Source organism: Saccharothrix longispora (genome assembly GCF_031455225.1).
Lineage (GTDB): Bacteria > Actinomycetota > Actinomycetes > Mycobacteriales > Pseudonocardiaceae > Actinosynnema > Actinosynnema longispora.
Window position 1 is genome coordinate 3679092 of sequence record NZ_JAVDSG010000001.1, and the last position, 21540, is coordinate 3700631.

At 76.9% G+C, this 21540-nt stretch carries 2 protein-coding genes; both read right to left on the reverse strand.

Translation table 11 applies throughout. The features are described from left to right. Positions 1-79 precede the first annotated feature (79 nt). A complete protein-coding gene (locus tag J2S66_RS14880) occupies positions 80-5437 on the reverse strand; it encodes a type I polyketide synthase (protein WP_310307633.1) in 5358 nt (1785 codons plus the stop codon). Continuing rightward, positions 5434-21501, reverse strand: coding sequence for an SDR family NAD(P)-dependent oxidoreductase (locus tag J2S66_RS14885; protein WP_425566392.1), 16068 nt, complete (start codon positions 21499-21501; stop codon positions 5434-5436). Before J2S66_RS14885 ends, J2S66_RS14880 begins: the two co-directional genes overlap by 4 nt. Between the last annotated feature and the right edge of the window lie 39 nt (positions 21502-21540).

The window sequence follows — 21540 nt, forward strand, 5'->3', positions numbered from 1 at the left end:
CACCCGCGCACGGCACGGCGTCGAGCCGCCCGGCACCACGCGCCGGGCGGCTCGACAGCGGGAACCCCGTGACGGGGCTTCAGCCCTGCGACTCCAGTTCCTCGTCCAGCAGGGCGAACAGCTCGTCCGCGCCGACCTCCGCGATCGCCGCGTCCTCGGGGGAGAGCGCGGCCACGAGCGCCTTCAGCCGGGCCCGCACCAGGGTCCGGGCGTCCTCGTCCAGCACGGTGTCCCGCAGCGCGGCCTCCAGCCCGCTCAGCCCGGACTCCACCGGGGACGAGGTGTCGGTCAGGCCCTCGCCCAGGAAACGGGCCAGCGCGACCGCGGACGGGTGGTCGAAGACCAGCGTCGCGGGCAGCCGGCGCCCCGTCACCGCGTCCAGCCGGTTGCGCAGCTCGATCGCCGTGAGCGAGTCGAAGCCGAGCTCGATGAAGCCCTTGCGCGGGTCGACGGCGTCCCGCCGCTCGTGCCCCAGCACCACCGCCGCGGTGTCGCGGACGAGGTCCAGCAGGGCGCGGTCCCGTTCCCCGGCGGGCAGCGCGACGATCCGCGGCCACCGGTCGTCGACCGGCTCGGCCCGGCGCCGCGCACCGCCGCGCACCAGGCCCCGCAGCATCGCGGGCACGCCGTGCGCGTCGGCCCGCACCCCGCTCATGTCCAGCCGCACGGGCACCAGCGACGGCTGCCCGCACCCGAGGGTCGCGTCGAACAGTTCGAGCCCGTCCGCGAAGGACAGCCCGAGCACCCCGGACCGCGCCATCCGGAGCAGGTCGGTCTCCCCCAGCTCGCCGGACATCCCGCCCTCGGACCACAGCCCCCAGGCCAGCGACACCGCCGGCAGCCCGAGCGCGGCCCGGTGGTGCGCCAGCGCGTCGAGGAACACGTTCGCGGCCGAGTAGTTCGCCTGCCCGGCCGCGCCCAGGGTCCCGCCGGCGGACGAGTACAGCACGAACGCCGCGAGGTCGAGCGAGGCCGTCAGCTCGTGCAGGTGCCAGGCGGCGTCGACCTTGGGCCGCAGGACCGCGTCCACCCGCTCGGGGGTCAGCGCGAGCAGCACCCCGTCGTCCACCACCCCGGCCGTGTGCACGACCGCCGTCAGCGGGTGCTCGGCCGGCACCCCGGCCAGCAGCGCGGCGACCGCGTCCCGGTCCGCCAGGTCGCAGGCCGCGAACGAGACCGACGCGCCCAGCTCCGCCAACGAGGCCGACAGCTCCGCGGCACCGGGGGCGGCGGCGCCGCGCCGGCTCGTGATCAGCAGGTGCCGCACGCCGTGCGCGGTCACCAGGTGCCGCGCGATCAGCTGTCCCAGCACGCCGGTGCCGCCCGTGACGAGCACCGTCCCCGTCGGGTCCGGCCGGACCGGGTCGCCGGGCGCGGGCGTGAACTTCGCCAGCCGGTGCACCAGGACCGATCCGTCGCGGACCGCGACACCGGGTTCGTCGGCGTACATCGCGCCGAGGACGGTGCCCACCGGCGGGACGGCCCCGTCGACGTCCACGACCATGAACCGGTCCGGGTACTCCAGCTGGGCCGTCCGGATCACGCCCCACAGCGCGGCGTGCGTCAGGTCGTCGACGCCTTCCTCCGGTCGGGTGGCGATCGCCCCCGACGTCACGACGACCAGTCGTGAGGTCGCCGGCACGTCGTCGCCCACCCACGCCCGCGCGAGCGCCAGCAACCGGTGGGTCGCCTCGCGCGCCCGCTCCGGCGAGGTCCGTTCGGGCGCGGGGAACGGCGCGACCACCACGTCCGGGGCGGTCGCGCCGGCCCGCACCGCCGCGAGCAGCGCGTCGAGGTCCGCGAACGACGGGCCGCCGAACCCGAACACGTCCTCGCCGAGCACGGCCGACGTGGTCCCGGTGACGGCGTCCCCGGTCCACGGCGTCCACTCGACCCGGAACAGCGAGTCGTCCACCGCCGAGCGGGCCGTCGCGGCGAACGCGTCGTCCGCGATCGGCCGCAGCGCCAGCGACCCCACGGTCAGCACCGGGACGCCGGTCGGGTCCGTGGCGGTCAGCGACACGGAGTTCTCCACGTCCGAGGTCAGCAGCACCCGCAGGGCCGACGCGCCGGTGGCGTGCAGGGACACCCCGGACCACGCGAACGGCAGCACCGGGACGTCCGCGGTCGGCCCGGCGAGCCCGATCGCGTGCAGCGCGGCGTCCAGCAGCGCCGGGTGCACCCCGTACGACGCGGCGTCCGCGTGCTCCGGCAGCGCCACCTCGGCGGCCACCGCGTCGCCCACCCGCCACGCCCTGCGCAGCCCGGCGAACACCGGCCCGTAGTCGAACCCCTGCTCGGCGAGCCGGTCGTAGCGGTCGGTCACGTCGAGTTCGACCGCGCCCGGCGGCGGCCACCCTGCCGGCGCGGCGGGCGCGTCGGCGTCGGGCGAGAGCCTGCCGCCGCCGTGCCGGACCCAGTCGTCGGAGCCCTCGGCCTGCGAGTAGAGGTCCAGCGGACGGCCGCCGGAGTCGTCCTCCGCGCCGACCACCACCTGGAGCCGGACCCCGCCCTCCCGGGGCAGGACCAGCGGCGCGGCCAGCGTCAGCTCGTCGAGGCGTCCGCAGCCCACCTCGTCGCCGGCCCGGGTGGCGAGTTCGACGAACGCCGTGCCGGGGAACAGGACCGAGTCCCGCACCACGTGGTCGGCCAGCCACGGTTGGGTCCGCAACGAGAGCCGGCCGGTGAGCACCGCGCCGCCGGAGCCGGCCGTGACGACGACGGCGCCCAGCAGCGGGTGCCCCGCGTCGCGCTGGCCCACCTCGGCGACGCCGCGCGCGCGGGCGCCGGTCGGGTTCTCCAGCCAGTAGCGCTTGCGCCGGAAGGCGTACGTCGGCAGCTCGACGGCCTTGCCGCCGGCGTAGAAGGCGGGGAGGTCCACCGCCGCCCCGGCGACGAACAGCGACGCCACCGCGGCCGCCGCCGACTCGTCCTCGGGCCGGTCCTCGCGCAGCACCGGGACGAACGCCGCGCGGTCGTCACCGGTCAGGCAGGTCTGCCCCATCGCCGTCAGCACCGGGCGCGGCCCGACCTCCACGAACGTGGTGACGCCCGAGTCGAGCAGCGCCCGGACGCCGTCGGCGAACCGGACGGCGTCGCGCACCTGGCGCACCCAGTAGTCCGGCGTGGCCGGGTCGCCGCCGCCGGCGGCGGTGGGGGTGATCGGGATCGTCGGCTCGGCGTAGGTCAACCGCCGGGCGACCGCGGCGAAGTCCGCCAGCATCGGCTCCATCAGCGACGAGTGGAACGCGTGCGACACCCGCAACCGGGACACCCGGGCGAACGCGCCCGCGACCGCGAGCACCGCGTCCTCGTCACCCGACAGCACCACGGACGCGGGGCCGTTGACCGCCGCGATCTCCACGCCGTCGGTGAGCAGCGGCGTGACCTCGGCCTCGGCCGCCGCCACGGCGACCATCGCGCCGCCCGGCGGCAGCGCCTGCATCAGCCGCGCCCGCGCCGCCACCAGCTCGCAGGCGTCCGCGAGCGTGAGCACCCCGGCGACGTGCGCCGCGGCCAGTTCGCCGACGGAGTGGCCGAGGAGGTGGTCGGGCCGCACGCCCCAGGACTCCAGCAGCCGGAACACCGCGACCTCGACCGCGAACAGCGCGGGCTGCGCGGCCCCCGTCCGCTCCAGCGCCGCGCCGTCGTCGAGCAGCGCGCGCAGCGGCACGTCGAGGTGCCGGTCGAGTTCGGCGGCCACGAGGTCCAGCGCGGCGGCGAACACGGGGAACGCGGCGGCCAGCCCGGCGCCCATGCCGGCCCGCTGCGCGCCCTGGCCGGTGAACAGGAACGCCGTCCGCCCCGTCCCGGCGACGCCGTCGACCACGCCCGCGGGGGTCCGGCCGGCGGCGTACTCGGTGAGCGCCCGCAGGGCCGCGGCCCGGTCGGGGGCCACGACGCCCGCGCGGTGCCCGGCGCGCGTCCGGGTGGTGGCGAGCGAGAACCCGAGGTCCGCGGCGGAGGCCGGGGCCGACCCGGCGAACTCCGCCAGCGCGCCCGCCTGCGCGCGCAGCGCCTCCGGGCCGGTGGCCGACAGCAGCCAGGTGACCGGCCCCGGCCCGTCGGGAACGGCCGCCTCGACCGGGTCGCCCTGCTCGATGACCACGTGCGCGTTGGTGCCGCTGATGCCGAAGGACGACACCGCGGCCCGCCGGGGCCGCCCGGTCTCCGGCCAGGCCCGCTCCTCGGTGAGCAGGGAGACGGTGCCGGCCGACCAGTCGATGTGCGGCGACGGTTCGTCGGCGTGCAGGGTCCGGGGCAGGACGCCGCGGCGCAGCGCCTCCACCACCTTGATGACCCCGCCGACCCCGGCGGCGGCCTGCGTGTGGCCCACGTTGGACTTGAACGACCCGACGTGCAGCGGCCGTTCCGCCGTGGCCGCCTTGCCGTAGGTGGCGATCAGGGCCTGCGCCTCGATGGGGTCGCCGAGCGTCGTGCCGGTGCCGTGCGCCTCCACGGCGTCCACGTCGGCCGGGGTGAGGCCGGCGTCGGCCAGCGCCGCCCGGATCACGCGCTGCTGCGCGGGCCCGTTCGGCACCGTGATGCCGCTGGACGCGCCGTCGGAGTTCACCGCGCTGCCGCGCAGCACCGCGAGCACGTGGTGCCCGTTGCGCCGCGCGTCCGACAACCGCTCCAGCAGCACCATCCCGGCGCCCTCGGAGCAGCCGACGCCGTCGGCGCCGCTGCCGAACGCCTTGCAGCGCCCGTCGGACGACAGCCCGTGCTGCTCGCTGAAGTACACGAACATGTCCGGCGTCACCATCACGGTCACGCCGCCGGCCAGCGCCAGCGAGCACTCGCCGCGCCGCAGCGACTGCGCCGCCCAGTGCAGGGCGACCAGCGACGACGAGCACGCCGTGTCCAGCGACACCGACGGCCCCTCCAGGCCGAGGGTGTAGGACACGCGACCCGAGACGAGGCTCCCGTCGCTGCTGCCGGTGCCGTAGTCGTGGTACATCACGCCGGCGAACACGCCGGTCCTGGAGCCGCGCAGGGTGGCCGGCACGATCCCGGCGCGCTCCACGGCCTCCCACGCCGTCTCCAGCAGCACGCGCTGCTGCGGGTCGAGCGTGAGCGCCTCGCGCGGCGAGATCCCGAAGAACTCCGGCTCGAAGTCGGCGGCGTCGTGGAGGAAACCGCCGTCCGTCGAGTACGTCGTGCCGGGTCGGGCGCCGGTCGGGTCGAACAGGGCCGGGGTGTCCCAGCCGCGGTCGTCGGGGAACCCGCCGATCGCGTCCACCCCGCCCGCCACCAGGTCCCACAGCCGGCTCGGGCTGGTCACCCCGCCGGGGTAGCGGCAGCCCATGCCGATGATGGCGATCGGCTCGGACGCCGCGTCGGCGAGCTCGCGGTTCTCCGCCCTGAGCCGTTCGTTGTCCATCATGGACTGCCGCAGTGCGACGACGATCTGCTCCGTCGAGGGCGCCTCGGTCACCGTGATCCACCTCGTTCGTCCGTCGGGGTGCCGCCCATCGCCGACCTGACCAGTTCGGCCAGGTCCATGTCGGCCACGGCGGCGATCGCCGTGTCGTCCGCGCCGTTGCCCCGGGCCGGCTCCCGCGCCGGCTCGTCGAGTTCCGGCAGCAGCTCGCCCAGCAGGTACCGGGCCAGCGGGTACGAGCTGGGGTAGTCGAAGACCAGCGTGGCCGGCAGGCGCAGCCCGCAGGCGGCGCCGAGCCGGTTGCGCAGTTCCAGCGCCGCCAGCGAGTCGATGCCCAGGTCGGTGAAGCCCTTCTCGACGCCGACCGCGGACGCGTCGTCGTAGCCGAGCACGGCGGCGGCGTGCTCGCGCACCAGCTCGACGGCCGCCGCGTCCCGTTCGTCCGCGGACAGCCCGGTCAGCCGATCGGCGAAACCGGCCCGCGGTGCGGCGGCCTCGGCGACCCGCCGGGGCGTGGCCGGGACGAGGCCGCGCAGCAGCGGCGACATCCGGTCGGCGTCGCGGAGCCCGGTGAGCCTCACCGGCACCAGGACCGGCTCCCGCGCCGCCAGCGCGGCGTCGAAGAGCGCCAGGCCGTCGTCCGCGGACAGCTCCCCGACGCCGGACCGGGCGATGTGCGCCAGGTCCACCTCGCCGTCGGTGCCCTCCCACGGTCCCCAGGCCAGCGACGTGGCCGGGAGCCCCCGGGCCGCGCGGTGCTCGGCCAGCGCGTCGAGGAAGACGTTGCCCGCCGCGTAGTTCGCCTGCCCGGCGGCGAGCAGCAGGCCGCCCGCCGAGGAGTACAGGACGAACGCGGCGAGGTCGTGCGACGCGGTCAGCTCGTGCAGGTGCCAGGCCGCGTCGACCTTCGGGCGCAGGACCGCGTCCACCTGTTCGGGTGTCAGCGAACCGAGCACCGCGCTGTCCATCATGCCCGCGGCGTGCACCACCGCGGTGAGGTCGTCGAGCGAGCCGATCAGGGCGGCCAGCTCGGCGCGGTCGGTGACGTCGCACGCCGCCACGTCGACCCGGGCGCCCCGCCCGGTCAGTTCGGCGACCAGCTCCTCCGCCCCCGGCGCGGCGAGGCCACGCCGGCTGGTGAGCACGAGGCGCCGGGCGCCGCGGGTGACGAGGTGCCGGGCCAGCAGGCCGCCGAGCAGGCCGGCGCCACCGGTGATCAGCACCGTGCCGTCGGGGTCCCACTCGACCGGGTCGCCGACCGCGGTGACCTTCGCCAGCCGGGGCACGCTGATCCCGCCCTCGCGGACGACCGCCTCCGGTTCGCCGGAGGCCACCACGGTGCGCAGCGCGCGCATCGACGCGGCCGACCCGTCGACGTCCACCAGCTGCACCCGTCCCGGGTTCTCCGCCTGCGCGGCCCGCACCAGGCCCCACACGGGCGCCTGGGCCAGGTCCACGCCGTCCGGGGTGGGCACCGCGTTCCGCGTGACCACGAGCAGCCTGCCGTCGGCGAGCCGGTCGTCGGCCAGCCACGCCTGCAACCGGGCCAGGGTGTGCCGCACGGTCGCGTGCACCCGGGCCGGCACGTCGTCGCCCTCACCGGAGCCGACCGGCAGCACGAGCACGTCGGCCGGCGTCGCCTCCCCCGCGCCGGGGTCGTCGTACGACGGGAGGCCGAGGCCCAGGTCGTCGGCACCGAGCACGGCCCAGCGGTCCATCGACACGACCAGCCCCAGGCCGGTCACCGGCTGCCAGTCGACGCGGTGCAGCGAGTCGGGCACCGTCGCGCCCAGTTGGCTGCCGGACACGGGCCGCGTCACGAGCGCCTCGATCCGCGCGACCGGGTTGCCGGCGGCGTCGGCCAGGGCCAGCGACGAGCCGCCGTTCTCGGCGCGCACCCGGACCCGCAGGGCGGACGCCCCGGCGGCGTGCAGGGCGACGCGGTTCCAGGCGAACGGGATCGTCGTCGCGGTCAGCGCCTTCGGGCCGCCGGGGACGAGGAAGTCCGTGGCGCCCAGCGCCGAGTCGAGCAGCCCGGGGTGCAGGCCGAACCCGGTCGTCGCGGTGCTCTCGGGCAGCGCGACCTCGGCGAACACCTCGTCGTCGCGCAGCCACACCGCCTTGAGGTTGCGGAAGGTCGGGCCGTAGTCGAAGCCCAGCCCGGCCAGGTCGTCGTACAGCCCGCCGAGGTCGACGGGCTCGGCCCCGGCAGGCGGCCAGACCGCGAGGTCGGCACCGTCGGGTCCCTCCGCCCCGTCCCCGGCGGCCAGCGTGCCGGCCGCGTGCCGGGTCCAGGGCACGCCGGAACCGCCGGTGCGGGAGTGCACGGACAGCTCGCGGCGGCCGGCGGGGTCGGGCGCGCCGACGACCACGCGGAGGTCGACGCCGCCCTCGTCGGGCAGCAGCAGCGGCGCCTGCTGGGTCAGCTCCTCCAGCACGTCGCAGCCGACCTGACCGCCGGCGTGGAGGGCCAGTTCGACGAACGCGGTGCCGGGCAGCACGGTCCGGCCGAGCACCACGTGGTCGGCCAGCCACGGCAGGCCCTCCACGGCCAGCCGGCCGGTGAGCACCACGCCGCCGTCGGGCAGCTCCACGAGCGCGCCGAGCAGCGGGTGCGCGGCGGACGCGGCGCCGAGCGAGCCGATGTCGCCGGTCGGCTTGGTGGCGTCGAGCCAGTAGGACCTGTTCTGGAAGGCGTACGTCGGCAGGTCCACGGTGGACGCTCCCCGGCCGGCGAACAGCGCCCGCCAGTCGATCGCCGCGCCCCGCGAGCCGAGCGTGCCCAGCGCGGTCAGCAGCGTGGTCACCTCGTCGCGGCCCCGGCGCAGCGCCGGGACGCCCACGACCCGCTCGGGCCGGTCGGCCCGGGCCGTGCCGCACTCGCGGGCCATGCCGGTGAGCACCGCGTCCGGGCCCAGCTCGACGAACCGGGTCACCCCGGCCGCCAGCAGGGCGTCGACGCCGTCGGCGAACCGGACGGCCTCCCGGACGTGCCCCACCCAGTACTCGGGCGAGGTCAGCTCGGCGGCGGTGGCGATCCGACCGGTGACGTTCGAGACGACCGGGATCGCCGGCGCCGCGTAGGCCAGCCGCCGGGCGACGGCCCGGAAGTCGTCGAGCACCGGTTCCACCAGGGCCGAGTGGAAGGCGTGCGAGACGACCAGCTGCTTCGTCCGCCGCCCCTGGTCGCCGAAGATCGTCACCGCGGTGCGCACCGCGTCCTCGGGGCCGGAGACGACCACCGAGCGGGGTCCGTTGACGGCGGCGACGTCCACCTCGACCCCGGCGGCCGACAGCACCGCGCGCACCTCGTCCTCCGCGGCCGCGATGGCGGCCATCGCGCCGCCCGCCGGCAGCGCGTCCATGAGCCGGCCCCGTGCCGCGACGAGCGAGCACGCGTCGGCCAGCGAGAACACGCCGGCGACGTGCGCCGCGGCCAGCTCGCCGATCGAGTGCCCCGCCACGTAGTCGGGCGTCACGCCCCAGGACTCCACCAGGCGGTACAGCGCCACCTCGATCGCGAACAGCGCGCACTGCGTGTACGCGGTCCGGTCCAGCAGCCGCCCGTCGGCCGAGTCTGCGTCCGCCCAGACCACCTGCTTGAGCGGCACGTCCAGTTCGGCGTCGAACAGGCCGCACGCCTCGTCGAACGCGCCGGCGAAGACCGGGAAGGCCTCGTGCAGCCCGCGGCCCATGCCCGACCGCTGCGCGCCCTGCCCGGTGAACAGGAACGCGGTGAGGTCGGCGGCGCTGGTCGTGCCGCTCACGGTGCCCGCCGGGGTCCGCCCGGCGGCGAGGCCGTCGAGCGCCTTGAGCGCGGCGTCGCGGTCGGCGGCCAGCACCACCGCGCGGTGGTCGAGCGCGGCGCGGCCGGTGCCCAGCGAGTAGCCGACATCGGTCAGGTCCAGCTCCGGGTGGGCCCGCAGGTGCGCGGCCAGCCGCCCGGCCTGGTCGGCCAGGGCGGCGGCCACCGCGCCGGACACCGGCAGCGGCACCACCGGCAGCGGCGGCGCGGTGCGCCGGGGCGCCTGCGCCGTCGACGGGGGCGCCTCCTCGATGATGACGTGCGCGTTCGTCCCGCTGATGCCGAAGGACGAGATGCCGGCGCGGCGCGGACGCCCGTTCGGCAGCCACGGCCGGGCCTCGGTGAGCAGCTCGATGCCGCCGGTGCTCCAGTCCACCACCGGCGACGGCGCGTCGACGTGCAGCGTCTTCGGCAGCAGGTGGTGCCGGAGCGCCTGCACGACCTTGATCACCGCCGCCGCGCCGCCGGACGCCTGGGCGTGACCGATGTTGGACTTGACCGAGCCCAGGTAGAGCGGCCGGTCGCGGTCCTGGCCGTAGGTCGCCAGCAGCGCCTGGGCCTCGATCGGGTCGCCGAGCTTCGTGCCGGAGCCGTGCGCCTCGACGGCGTCCACGTCGGCGGGCCGCAGCCCGCCGGCGGCGAGCGCCGCGTGGATCACGCGTTCCTGCGACGGGCCGTTCGGCGCGGTCAGGCCGTTCGACGCGCCGTCCTGGTTGACGGCGCTCGACCGGATCACCGCGAGCACCTCGTGGCCGTTGCGCCGGGCGTCCGACAGCCGCTCCAGCAGGACCAGGCCCGCGCCCTCGGCCCAGCCGACGCCGTCGGAGGCGGCGGCGAAGGACTTCGACCGGCCGTTGGGCGAGAGCACGCCCTGCCGGCTGGAGTCGACGAACAGGTCGGACTGCGAGAGCACGGTGACGCCGCCCGCGAGCGCGAGCCCGCACTCCCCCGCCCGCAGCGCCTGCACCGCGAGGTGCAGCGTCACGAGCGAGGAGGAGCACGCCGTGTCGACCGTCATGGACGGTCCTTCCAGCCCCAGCAGGTAGGAGATCCGGCCGGAGACGACCGCGCCGGAGCTGCCGTTGGGGATGTAGGCGGCGACGTCGGCGGGTGCGGCGGGGGCCCGGCTGCCGTAGTCGTCGTACATGGCGCCGGTGAAGACGCCGGTCAGGCTGCCGCGCAGCCGAGTCGGATCGATCCCGGCGTGCTCGATGGCCTCCCACGCGGCCTCCAGCAGCAGCCGCTGCTGGGGGTCCATCGCCACCGCCTCGCGCGGGCCGATGCCGAAGAACGCCGGGTCGAAGTCGGCGGCGTCGTGCAGGAAGCCGCCCTCGCGGGCGTAGGTCTTGCCGCGCTTGCCCGGTTCCGGGTCGTAGATGCCCTCGACGTCCCAGCCCCGGTTGGTCGGGAAACCGGTGACCGCGTCGACCTCGTCCACCAGCAGCCGCCACAGGTCGCCCGGCGACCGGACGCCACCGGGGTAGCGGCAGGCCATGCCGACGATCGCGATGGGCTCCTGCATGGCAGCGGCGGTCCGGGCCGGGCCGGCGGGGACCTTGGCGACCGCACCCAGGAGCTTGCCCCGGACGAACCCGGCCACCGCCTCGGCGGTCGGGTGGTCGAACACGAGCGTGGCGGGCAGCGACAGGCCGGTCGCGGCGCCGAGCAGGTTGCGCAGCTCCACGGCGGCGAGCGAGTCGAACCCGAGTTCCTTGAACGCCTTGGCCCCGTCCACCTCGGACTTGTCGGCGTAGCCGAGCACGGTGGCCACCTGCGTGCGGACGACGTCGAGCAGCAGGCGGTCGCGCTCGCCGTCGGCCAGGCCGGCCAGGGAGGCGGCCAGCGCGTTCTCCGCGCCCGCCCCGGCCGCGGCCGCGGCCACCCGGCGGGTCTTCGGCGGGAGGAGCCCGCGCAGCAGCGCCGGCAGCTCGTCGGTGCGGGCGAGCAGCGCCGGGACGTCCACCCGCAGCGGGGCGAGGACGGCGTCGCCGGCGCCGAGCGCCGCGTCGAACAGCCTCAGCCCCTGCTCCGCGGTGACCGCGGGCAGGCCGAGCCGCGCCATCCGGGCCAGGTCGGCCTCGGCCAGCTCGCCGCCGAGGCCGGTGTTCTCGTCCCACAACCCCCAGGCCAGCGCGGACGCCGCGAGGCCCGCCGTCCGGCGGTGCTCGGCGAGGCCGTCGAGGAAGGCGTTGGCGGCGGCGTAGTTCGCCTGACCGGCGGGCAGCACCTGGCCGCCGGCGGAGGAGAACAGCACGAACGCGGCCAGGTCCAGGTCCGCCGTCAGCTCGTGCAGGTGCCAGGCCGCGTCCACCTTGGGCCTCAGCACGCGGTCGAGCTGCCCGCCGGTCAGCGAGTCGAAGACCCCGCTGTCGGCCGTGCCGGCCGCGTGCACCACGGCGGTGAGCGGCGCGTCGGCGGGCACCCCGGCGATCAGGTCCGCGACCGCGGCGCGGTCGGTGACGTCGCACGCGGCGACGGTGACCCGCGCGCCCAGGTCGGTGAGGTCGTCGACGAGCTGCGCCGCACCGGGCGCGGCGAGCCCGCGGCGGCTGGTGAGCAGCAGGCCGTCCACCCCGTGCACGGCCACCAGGTACCGGGCCAGCAGGCTGCCCAGGCCGCCGGTGCCGCCGGTGATGAGCACGGTGCCGCCCGGTCGCCACGGCGATCCGCCCGCGGACTCCGTCCTGGCGTACCGCGGCACGAGCACCGAGCCCGCGCGGACGGCGGCTTCCGGCTCACCGGACGCGACGACCGCCGCGACGGTCTCCACCGACGTGCCGGCGTCCGCGTCGACGAGGAACACCCGACCGGGGTGCTCGGCCCGCGCGCCGCGCGCCAGGCCCCACAGCGGGCTCTGCGCGACGTCGACGGGGGTACCGCCGGCGGGCACCGCGCCCCGGGTCACGACCGCGACCTTCGTGTCCGCGAACCGGGGGTCGGCCAGCCACGCCTGGAGCTCGGCGAGCAGCCAGTCGGTGTTCCCGCGCGCCGCGTCGGGCACGGCGCCCACGTGCCCGGGAACGGTCAGTGCCACGAGGTCCGGCGCCGGCGCGCCGCCGTCGAGCGCGTCGACGAGGTCCGCGAAGGCGGCGTGGGTGGCCCCGCCCCCGCCGACGGCGACCACGTCGCCCGCCCCGGCGTTGGGGACGGACGCGGACTGCCAGGCGATCCTCAGCAGCGAACCGTCCGCGCCGGAGGCCGGCGAGGCGGTGAGCTCCCGCAGCACGGGGCGTGAGACCAGCGCCTCGATCGACGCGACGGGCCGGCCTTCGAGGTCGGCCACCTCGATGGCCGACACCTCGTCGCCGTCCAGCCGGGCGATCCGCACCCGCAGCGCGGTGGCGCCGACGGCGTGCAGCGTGACGCCGGTCCACACGAACGGCAGCAGCGTCGAGCCGCCCGGGTCGCCCAGGAGGTCGGCGTGCATCGCGGTGTCGAGCAGGGCGGGGTGCAGGCCGTAGGCCCTCGCCGAGGCCGCCGCCGGCTCCGGCAGCGCCACCTCGGCGAACACCTCGTCGCCGCGGCGCCAGGCGGCCCGCAGGCCCTGGAACGACGGCCCGTAGCCGTAGCCGCGGGCGTCGAGCAGCGCGTAGGCGCCCTCGGTGTCGATCGGGCTCGCGCCCGGCGGCGGCCACTCCCCGAGCCCGGCGGGCTCGGGCCGCGTCGCGGACGACAGCGTGCCCAGCGCGTGCTGGGTCCACTCGCCGTCCACCGGCGCGCCGGCCGGGCGGGAGAAGATCGTGACCGGGCGGCGGTCGTCCGTCGCGGCACCGACCACCACCTGGAGCGCGACCGCGCCGTCCGGCGGCAGCACGAGCGGCGCCTGGAGCGTCAGCTCCGCCACCACCGGGTGCCCCACCCGGTCGCCCGCCGCCGTGGCCAGCTCCAGGAAACCGGTGCCGGGCACCAGGATCGCGCCCTTGACCACGTGGTCGGCGAGCCAGGGCACCGACGCGGCCGAGAGCCGGCCGGTGAGGACCATGGTGTCCGAGCCGGGCAGCGTCACCGCGGCGCCGAGCATCGGGTGCGCCACCGGCTGCTGGCCCACCGCCGTCACGTCGTTGACCGGCGTCGCGTCGAGCCAGTAGCGCTTGTGCTGGAAGGCGTACGTCGGCAGGTCGAGGCGGATCGGGCCGTCGCCGAGCAGGCCGTCGAGACGTGCCGCGCCGCGGGTGTGCAGGCTGCCGGCGGCGGCCACGGCCGTGCGCACCTCGTCCTGGTCGCGGCGGCCGAGGGGCACGAACGCGACCGCGTCGGGGTCCGGCACGTTCTGCGGCCCGAGGGCCGACAGCACGCTGTCGGGGCCCAGTTCCAGGAACGTCCGCACGCCGGCGGCCGCGAGGGCGGAGATCGCGTCGCCGAAGCGGACCGCCTCGCGCACGTGGGCGACCCAGTGGTCCGGCGAGCACAGCTCCTCGGCGGTCGCCGGGCGGCCGGTGACCGTGGAGACGATCGGGATCGTCGGCGCGGAGAACGCCAACCCGGCGGCGACCTCGCGGAACTCGTCGAGCACGGGCTCCATCAGCGGCGAGTGGAACGCGTGGCTCACGCGCAGCCGGTGCGTCCGCACGCCGGCGGCCGCGGCCGCGCGCTCGATGCCCGCCACGACGTCGGCCACCCCGGACACGACCACCGAGGTCGGTCCGTTCACCGCGGCGACGCCCACCTCGGCCTCGTGGCCGCGCAGCAGCTCGCGCACGGCGTCCTCGGAGGTGGCGAGGGCGACCATCGCGCCCGGCGGCTCGCTCAGCGAGCCCATCAGCCGGCCGCGCGCGGCGACCAGCGTCGCGGCGTCCGCCAGGGACAGCACCCCGGCGACGTGGGCCGCGGCCAGCTCGCCGATGGAGTGCCCGGCGAGCGCGTCGGGGACGATCCCCCAGGACTCGACGAGCCGGTAGAGCGCGACCTCCACCGCGAACAGGGCGGCCTGCGTGTACTGCGTCTGGTCCAGCAGCCCCCGGTCGGCGAGCGCCGTGGTGCCGAAGACGACGTCGCGCAGCGGCACGTCCAGCAGCGGGTCGAGCGCGTCGCGGACGGCGTCGAACGCCGACGCGAACACCGGGTAGGTCTCCCACAGCCGGTGGCCCATGCCGACGCGCTGCGCGCCCTGCCCGGAGAACAGGAACGCGAGCGTGCCCTCGGCGCCGGCGAACCCGGTGCGCACGTGGGCGGACGGCTCGCCGGCGGCCAGCGCGTCCAGGCCGTCGGCCAGCTCGGCGGCGGTGCCGGCGAGGACGACCGCGCGGTGCTCCAGCGCCGCGCGGGTCCTGGTCAGCGACCGGGCCAGCTCGGCGACCGGCACGTCGTCGTGGTCGGCCACGTACGCCCGCAGCCGCGCGGCCTGACCGCGGACCGCGGCCGGCGACCGGCCGGACAGCGCCACGGGGACGGGAACGCCCCGCGCGGGGGTCGACGCGTCCGCGGGCGCCGGCTCGGTGGTCTCCGACTCGATGGGGGCCTGCTCGGCGGAATCCGGCTCGGCGGGGGCCTGCTCCAGGATCACGTGGGCGTTGGTGCCGCTGATGCCGAAGGACGACACGGCGGCGCGGCGCGGGCGCCCGGCCGTCCAGTCGCGGGCCTCGGTGAGCAGTCGGACGGAGCCCGCGGTCCAGTCGACCATGGTGGACGGGCGGTCGACGTGCAGGGTCCGGGGCAGGTGTTCGTGGCGCATCGCCATGACCATCTTGATGATGCCCGCGACACCGGCGGCGGCCTGCGTGTGGCCGATGTTGGACTTGATCGAGCCGAGCCACAGCGGCTGGTCCTCCGGCCGGTCGCGGCCGTAGGTGGCGAGCAGGGCCTGGGCCTCGATCGGGTCGCCGAGGGTGGTGCCGGTGCCGTGGCCCTCGACCGCGTCCACCTCGGACGCCGCGAGGCCCGCGTCGGCCAGCGCCTTGGCGATCACCCGCTGCTGCGAGGGGCCGTTCGGGGCGGTGAGGCCGTTCGACGCGCCGTCGTGGTTGACCGCCGACCCCTTCAGCAGCGCGAGCACCGGGTGGCCGTTGCGGCGGGCGTCGGACAGCCGCTCGACGAGCAGCACGCCCGCGCCCTCGCCCCAGCCGGTGCCGTCCGCCGCGTCGGCGAACGAGCGGCAGCGGCCGTCGGCGGAGAGCCCGCGCTGGCGGCTGAAGTCGACGAACGTGTCGGGGGTGGACATCACCGTCACGCCGCCGGCCAGCGCCAGCGAGCACTCGCCGCGCCGCAGCGCCTGGACCGCCCAGTGCAGGGCGACCAGCGACGACGAGCAGGCCGTGTCGATGGTGACCGTGGGGCCCTCCAGGCCCAGCGCGTAGGACACCCGGCCGGACACCACGCTGGCGAGGCTGCCGTTGCCGAGGTAGCCGGCGATGTCGTCGGAGACCGTGCCGAGGCGGGTGCCCCAGTCGTGGTACATGACCCCGGCGAAGACGCCGGTGTCGCTGCCGCGCAACGACACCGGGTCGATGCCGGCCCGTTCGAACGCCTCCCAGGACACCTCCAGCAACAGCCGCTGCTGCGGGTCCATGGCGGCCGCTTCGCGCGGGCTGATCTCGAAGAACTCGGCGTCGAACTCGGCCGCGCCGTGCAGGAAGGCGCCGTGCTTGACGTAGCTGTGGCCGGGCTTGCCCGGCTCCGGGTCGTAGAGGGCGTCGGTGTTCCAGCCGCGGTCGACCGGGAACGGGGTGAGCGCCTCCTCGCCGCCCGCGACGAGCCGCCACAGGTCCTCCGGGGTCTCGACCCCGCCCGGGTAGCGGCAGGCGATGCCGACGATCGCGATCGGCTCGTCCGGGTCGCCGGCGACGACCGGCGGGACGGGTGCGACCGGTCCGGCCGGGGCGAGGCCCACGAGTCGCGTGACGATGTGCCCGGCCAGCGCCCGCGGCGTCGGGTAGTCGAAGACGAGGGTCGCGGGCAGCCGCATGCCGGTGACCGAGTCGAGCACGTTGCGCAGTTCCACGGCCGCCAGCGAGTCGAACCCGATCTCGCCGAACGGGCGGCCCGGGTTGATCGCGCCGGCGCTGTCGTGGCCCAGCACGGCCGCGACGTGCGTGCGCACGAGGTCGAGCACGGCCCGGTCGCGGTCGGCCTCGGACAGGTGCGCCAACCGGTCGGCGAACTGCTGCTCCGGTGTGCGGTCCCCGGCCGGGGCGGTGCCGGCGCGCCGGCGGCCCGCGGGGGCGAGGCCGCGCAGCAGCGCCGGGACGTCGTCGCCGCGGGCCCGCAGCGCGGCGCGGTCGACGCGGGTCGGCACCACCAGCGGCACGCCGGTGGTGAGCGCGGCGTCCAGCGCGGCGAGGCTCTCGGAGACGGTCAGCGGCGCGAGCCCCAGGCGGGCGATCCGGTGCAGGTCCACCTCGGACAGCGTCGCGCCCATGCCGATGGCCTCGCCCGCGTCGGGCGCCCACAGGCCCCAGGCGAGCGACGTCGCCGGCAGGCCCTGCTCGTGGCGGTGCGCGGCGAGGCCGTCGAGGGCGGTGTTGGCCGCGGCGTAGTTCGCCTGGCCGGTGCCGTCGACGAGGCCGGCGGCGGAGGAGAACAGGACGAACGCGGACAGGTCGGCCCCGGCGGTCAGCTCGTGCAGCGCCCAGGCCGCGTCGAGCTTCGGCGCGAGGACGTGGTCGAGCCGGGGTCCGGTGAGGTCGCCCACGAGGGCGTTGTCGAGCACCCCGGCCGTGTGCACCACGGCGGACAGCGGGTGCTCGGCCGGGACTTCCGCCAGCGCGGCCGAGAGCGACCGCGCGTCGGTGACGTCGCAGGCGACGACCCGCGTGGTGGCGCCCAGGCCGGTCAGCTCGGCGACCAGCTCGGTCGCGCCCGGCGCGTCGGGTCCCCGGCGGCTGAGCAGCAGGAGGCTGCGGACGCCGTGGGCGGTGACCAGGTGCCGGGCGACCCGCGCGCCGAGCCCGCCGGTCCCGCCGGTGATCAGCGCGGTGCCGTCGGCCCGCCAGGCGGTCCCGTCCGCGTCCGCGTCCGCGTCGGCGGTGAGGCGGACGAGCCGGGCGGCCCGCACCTGCCCGCCGTCGATCCGCAGTTCCGGTTCGTCCGACCCGAGCGCGGTGGCCAGCGCCTCCCGTGACAGCCCGCCCTCGACGAGGACGACCCGGCCGGGGTGCTCGGCCTGGGCCGAGCGCACCAGCCCGCGCACGGCGGCGTCGGCCGGTGTGCCGGAGGTGGCGACCACGAGCCTGGACCCGGCGTGGCGGTCGTCGCCCAGCCAGTCCTTCAGCACCGCGAGCACGCGGTGGACGGCGTGCCTGGCCGCGGCGGGGACGTCGCCGTCCCGCGCCGGGACCGGCAGCAGCACGGCGTCCGGGACGTCGGGGAACGAGTCGAGCGAGTCGAGCGAGTCGATCACGGGGACGTCCAGGCCCGCCGGGTCACCCAGCGCCACCACCGACGGCGTCGCGGCCGACGTCGGCACCGGCGTCCAGTCGACGGTGTGGAGCAGGTCCCGCGCCCGCGCGCCGAGGTCGCCGGCGCGGACCGGGCGGGACCGGAACGACTCCACCGACAGCACCGGCGCGCCGGCCGGGTCGGTGAGCTCCAGGGTGACGCCGCCCGTCGCGGGCGAGGTGATGCGCACCCGCACCTCCCCGGCGCCGACCGCGTGCAGCCGCACGCCGGTCCACGCGAAGGGCAACCGGATCTCGTCGGCCTCCCGGGCCTCGCCGGGGGCGAAGTCCGTGGCGTGCAGCACGGCGTCGAGCAGCGCCGGGTGGACCCCGAACGCGCTGTCGCGCCCGCCGGCGGGCAGGGCGACGTCCGCGTAGACGACGTCGTCGCGCCGCCACGCCGTGCGCAGGCCCCGGAACAGCGGGCCGTACCCGTAGCCGTGCGCCGCCAGTTCGTCGTACAGCTCGCCGGTGGCCACCACCTCGGCCCCGGCCGGCGGCCACTCGGTCGCCGGCGCGGGTTCCGCGTCCGGCGCCGCGGCGAGCACGCCGACGGCGTGCCTGGTCCACACCGCGTCGGTGTCGTGGTCGGGGCGTGAGTAGAACTCGACGGTGCGGCGGCCGTCCTCGTCGGGACCGACCACCGCCTGGAGGACGACCCCGCCCACCTCGGGCAGCGCCAGCGGCGCGTGCAGGGTCAGCTCGTCGACCACGTCGCACCCGGTCCGCTCGGCGGCGTGCAGGGCCATCTCGACGAACGCGGTGCCGGGCAGCAGGACCGTGCCGGCGATGGTGTGCTCGGCCAGCCACGGGTGCGTCCGCAGCCCGATGCCACCGGTCAGCACCAGGCCGCCGTGGTCGGCGAGGCCCACCGCGGCGGCCAGCAGGGGGTGGCCGGACGTGAGCGGCCCCAGGTCCGCCGCGCCGGCGGGGGCGGTGAGCCAGTAGTGCGAGCGCTGGAAGGCGTAGGTCGGCAGGTCGACCCGCCGGGCCGCGCCGAAGACCGCGGTCCAGTCGACCGCGACGCCGCGGGTGTGCAGCCGGCCGAGCGCGCCCGTGAGGGTGGCGACCTCCGCGTGGTCGCGGCGCTGCGCGGCGACGAACGCGATGTCGCGGGCGTGCGGGCCGGTGGCGGCCAGTGCGGCCAGGATCGCGTCCGGGCCGACCTCGACCGCCGTGGTCACGCCGGCGGCGGCGAGGGCCGCGACGCCGTCGGCGAAGCGGACGGGGCGGCGCACGTGCCACAGCCAGTACCCCGGCGAGCACAGCTCCTCCGGCGTCGCCGGCCGGCCGGTCACGTTGGAGATCACCGGGATGGTCGGCGGCGCGTAGTCGACGATGTCCAGGATTTCGCGGAAGTCGTCGATCATCGGCTCCACCAGCGGCGAGTGGAACGCGTGCGAGACACGCAGTTCGCTCGTCTTCCGGCCCTGCGCCTCGAACAGCGCCACCACGGCGGCGACCGCGTCGGCCTCGCCCGAGACGACCACGGACGACGGGCCGTTGACGGCGGCGATGCTCACGCGCTCGTCGAGCAGCGGCAGGACCTCGTCCTCGGTCGCGGCGACCGCGACCATCCGGCCGCCGGCGGGCAACGCCTGCATGAGGCGTCCCCGCGCGGCGACGACGAGGCAGGCGTCCGCCAGCGTCCACACGCCGGCGACGTGCGCGGCGGCCAGCTCGCCGATGGAGTGGCCGAGCAGGACGTCCGGTCGCACGCCCCAGGACTCCAGCAGCCGCGCGAGCGCGACCTCGACGGCGAACAACGCGCACTGGGCGTACTGGGTGCCGTTCAGCTCGTCGGCGTCGTCGCCGAACAGGACGTCCCGCAGCGGCCGGTCCAGCTGCACGTCGAGGTGGTCGACCGCCTCGTCGAAGACCTCGGCGAACACGGGGTGGGCGAGGTACAGCTCCCGGCCCATCGCGAGCCGCTGGGAGCCCTGGCCGGTGAACAGCATCGCGAGCTTGCCCGGCGTGCGGGTGCCGGTGACCACGGCCTGGTCCGGTTCGCCCGCGGCGAGCGCCCGCAGGCCGCGCACGGCGTCGGCGGTGCTCCCGGCGACGACCACCGCGCGGTGGTCGTGCGCGGCCCGCGTGGTGGCGAGCGAGAAGCCGAGGTCGGTGAGGTCGGTCGACGCGGCGGTGGCGACGAGCCGGTCGGCCTGGGCGCGCAGCGCCTCCTCGCCGCGGGCCGAGACCACGAGCGGGACGACCGGGAGCGGGTCGCCGGCGCCGTCCTCGTCCGCGGTGGCGGGCGCCTGCTCCAGGATGACGTGCGCGTTGGTGCCGCTGACGCCGAAGGAGGACACGCCGGCGCGGCGCGGGCGGTCGGCGGACCACTCGCGGGCCTCGGTGAGCAGCTCCACCGCGCCGGAGGACCAGTCGACGTGCGGGGTCGGCGCGTCCACGTGCAGCGTCTTCGGCAGCACGCCGCGGCGCATGGCCTCGACCATCTTGATCACGCCGGCCACGCCGGCCGCCGCCTGGGTGTGCCCGATGTTGGACTTGATCGAGCCGAGCAGCAGCGGGGTCTCGCGGCCCTGGCCGTAGGCGGCGAGCAGGGCCTGGGCCTCGATCGGGTCGCCGAGGCGGGTGCCGGTGCCGTGCGCCTCGACGGCGTCCACGTCGGCGGGCCCGAGGTCGGCGTCGGCCAGCGCCCGGTGGATCACACGCTGCTGCGACGGGCCGTTCGGGGCGGTGAGGCCGTTGGAGGCGCCGTCGGAGTTGATGGCCGAGCCGCGGACGACGGCGAGCACGGTGTGCCCGTTCGCCACGGCGTCGGAGAGCCGTTCCAGCACCAGGATGCCGACGCCCTCGGCGAAGCCGGTGCCGTCGGCGGACGCGGCGAACGCCTTGCAGCGGCCGTCCTCGGCGAGGCCGCGCTGGCGGCTGAACGCGGTGAACGTGCCGGGTCCGCCCATCACGGCGACGCCGCCGGCGAGCGCGAGGTGCGTCTCGCCGCTGCGCAGCGCCTGCACCGCGAGGTGCAGGGCGACCAGCGAGCCGGAGCACGCGGTGTCGACGGTGAGGGTGGGTCCTTCGAGGCCGAGCGCGTAGGCGACGCGGCCGGAGACGACGCTGGGCGCGTTGCCGGTGAGCAGGTAGCCGTCGAGGCCGTCCGGGGCTTCGTGCAGCCTCGGGCCGTACTCCTGGGCCTCGGCCCCGACGAACACCCCGGCGGGCGTGCCGCGCAGGTCCGTCGGGTCGATCTTCGCCCGCTCCAGGGCCTCCCAGGCCGTTTCCAGCACGAGCCGCTGCTGGGGGTCCATCGCGGACGCCTCGCGCGGCGAGATGCCGAAGAAGCCCGCGTCGAACTCGCCGGCGTCGGGCAGGAAGCCGCCGGAGGTCACGTAGCTGCTGCCCGGCCGGTCGGGGTCCGGGTCGTAGAGGCCGTCCAGGTCCCAGCCGCGGTCGGTCGGGAACCCGGAGATGGTGTGCACCTCGTCGGCGACGAGCCGCCACAGCTCCTCCGGCGACGTCGCGCCGCCCGGGTAGCGGCAGCCGATGCCGATGATGGCGATCGGGTCGTCCGCGCCGGCCGCCGACCCGCGCCGGACGGGGTCGGGCGCCTCGGCGCCGAACACCTCCGCGTGCAGCAGGCGCGCGACCGCGCCGGGGGTCGGGTGGTCGAAGGCCACCGTGACCGGCAGGTCGAGCCCGGTGGCCTCGGTGAGCCGCGCGTGCAGCTCCACCGCCGCCAGCGAGTCGAACCCCAGGTCGGAAAAGGCCTTCTCCGGGTCGAGCACCGCCGGCACCTCCGGCAGCACCGCCCGCAGCGCGTCCCGGGTGGCGCCGTGCACGACGTCCGCCAGGAACGCCGCGCGGTCGCCGGGCGGCAGGTCGCCCAGCCGGTCGGCGAACCCGGATGTCCGATTCGATGCGTCCCCGGCGCCGGAAGGCGCGGAAGCTGCCGTCTCATACTCACGCATTGCGCACTCCACCGCTGTAGCAAGCCAGCACTCATGGTCTGTTCGTCGGAT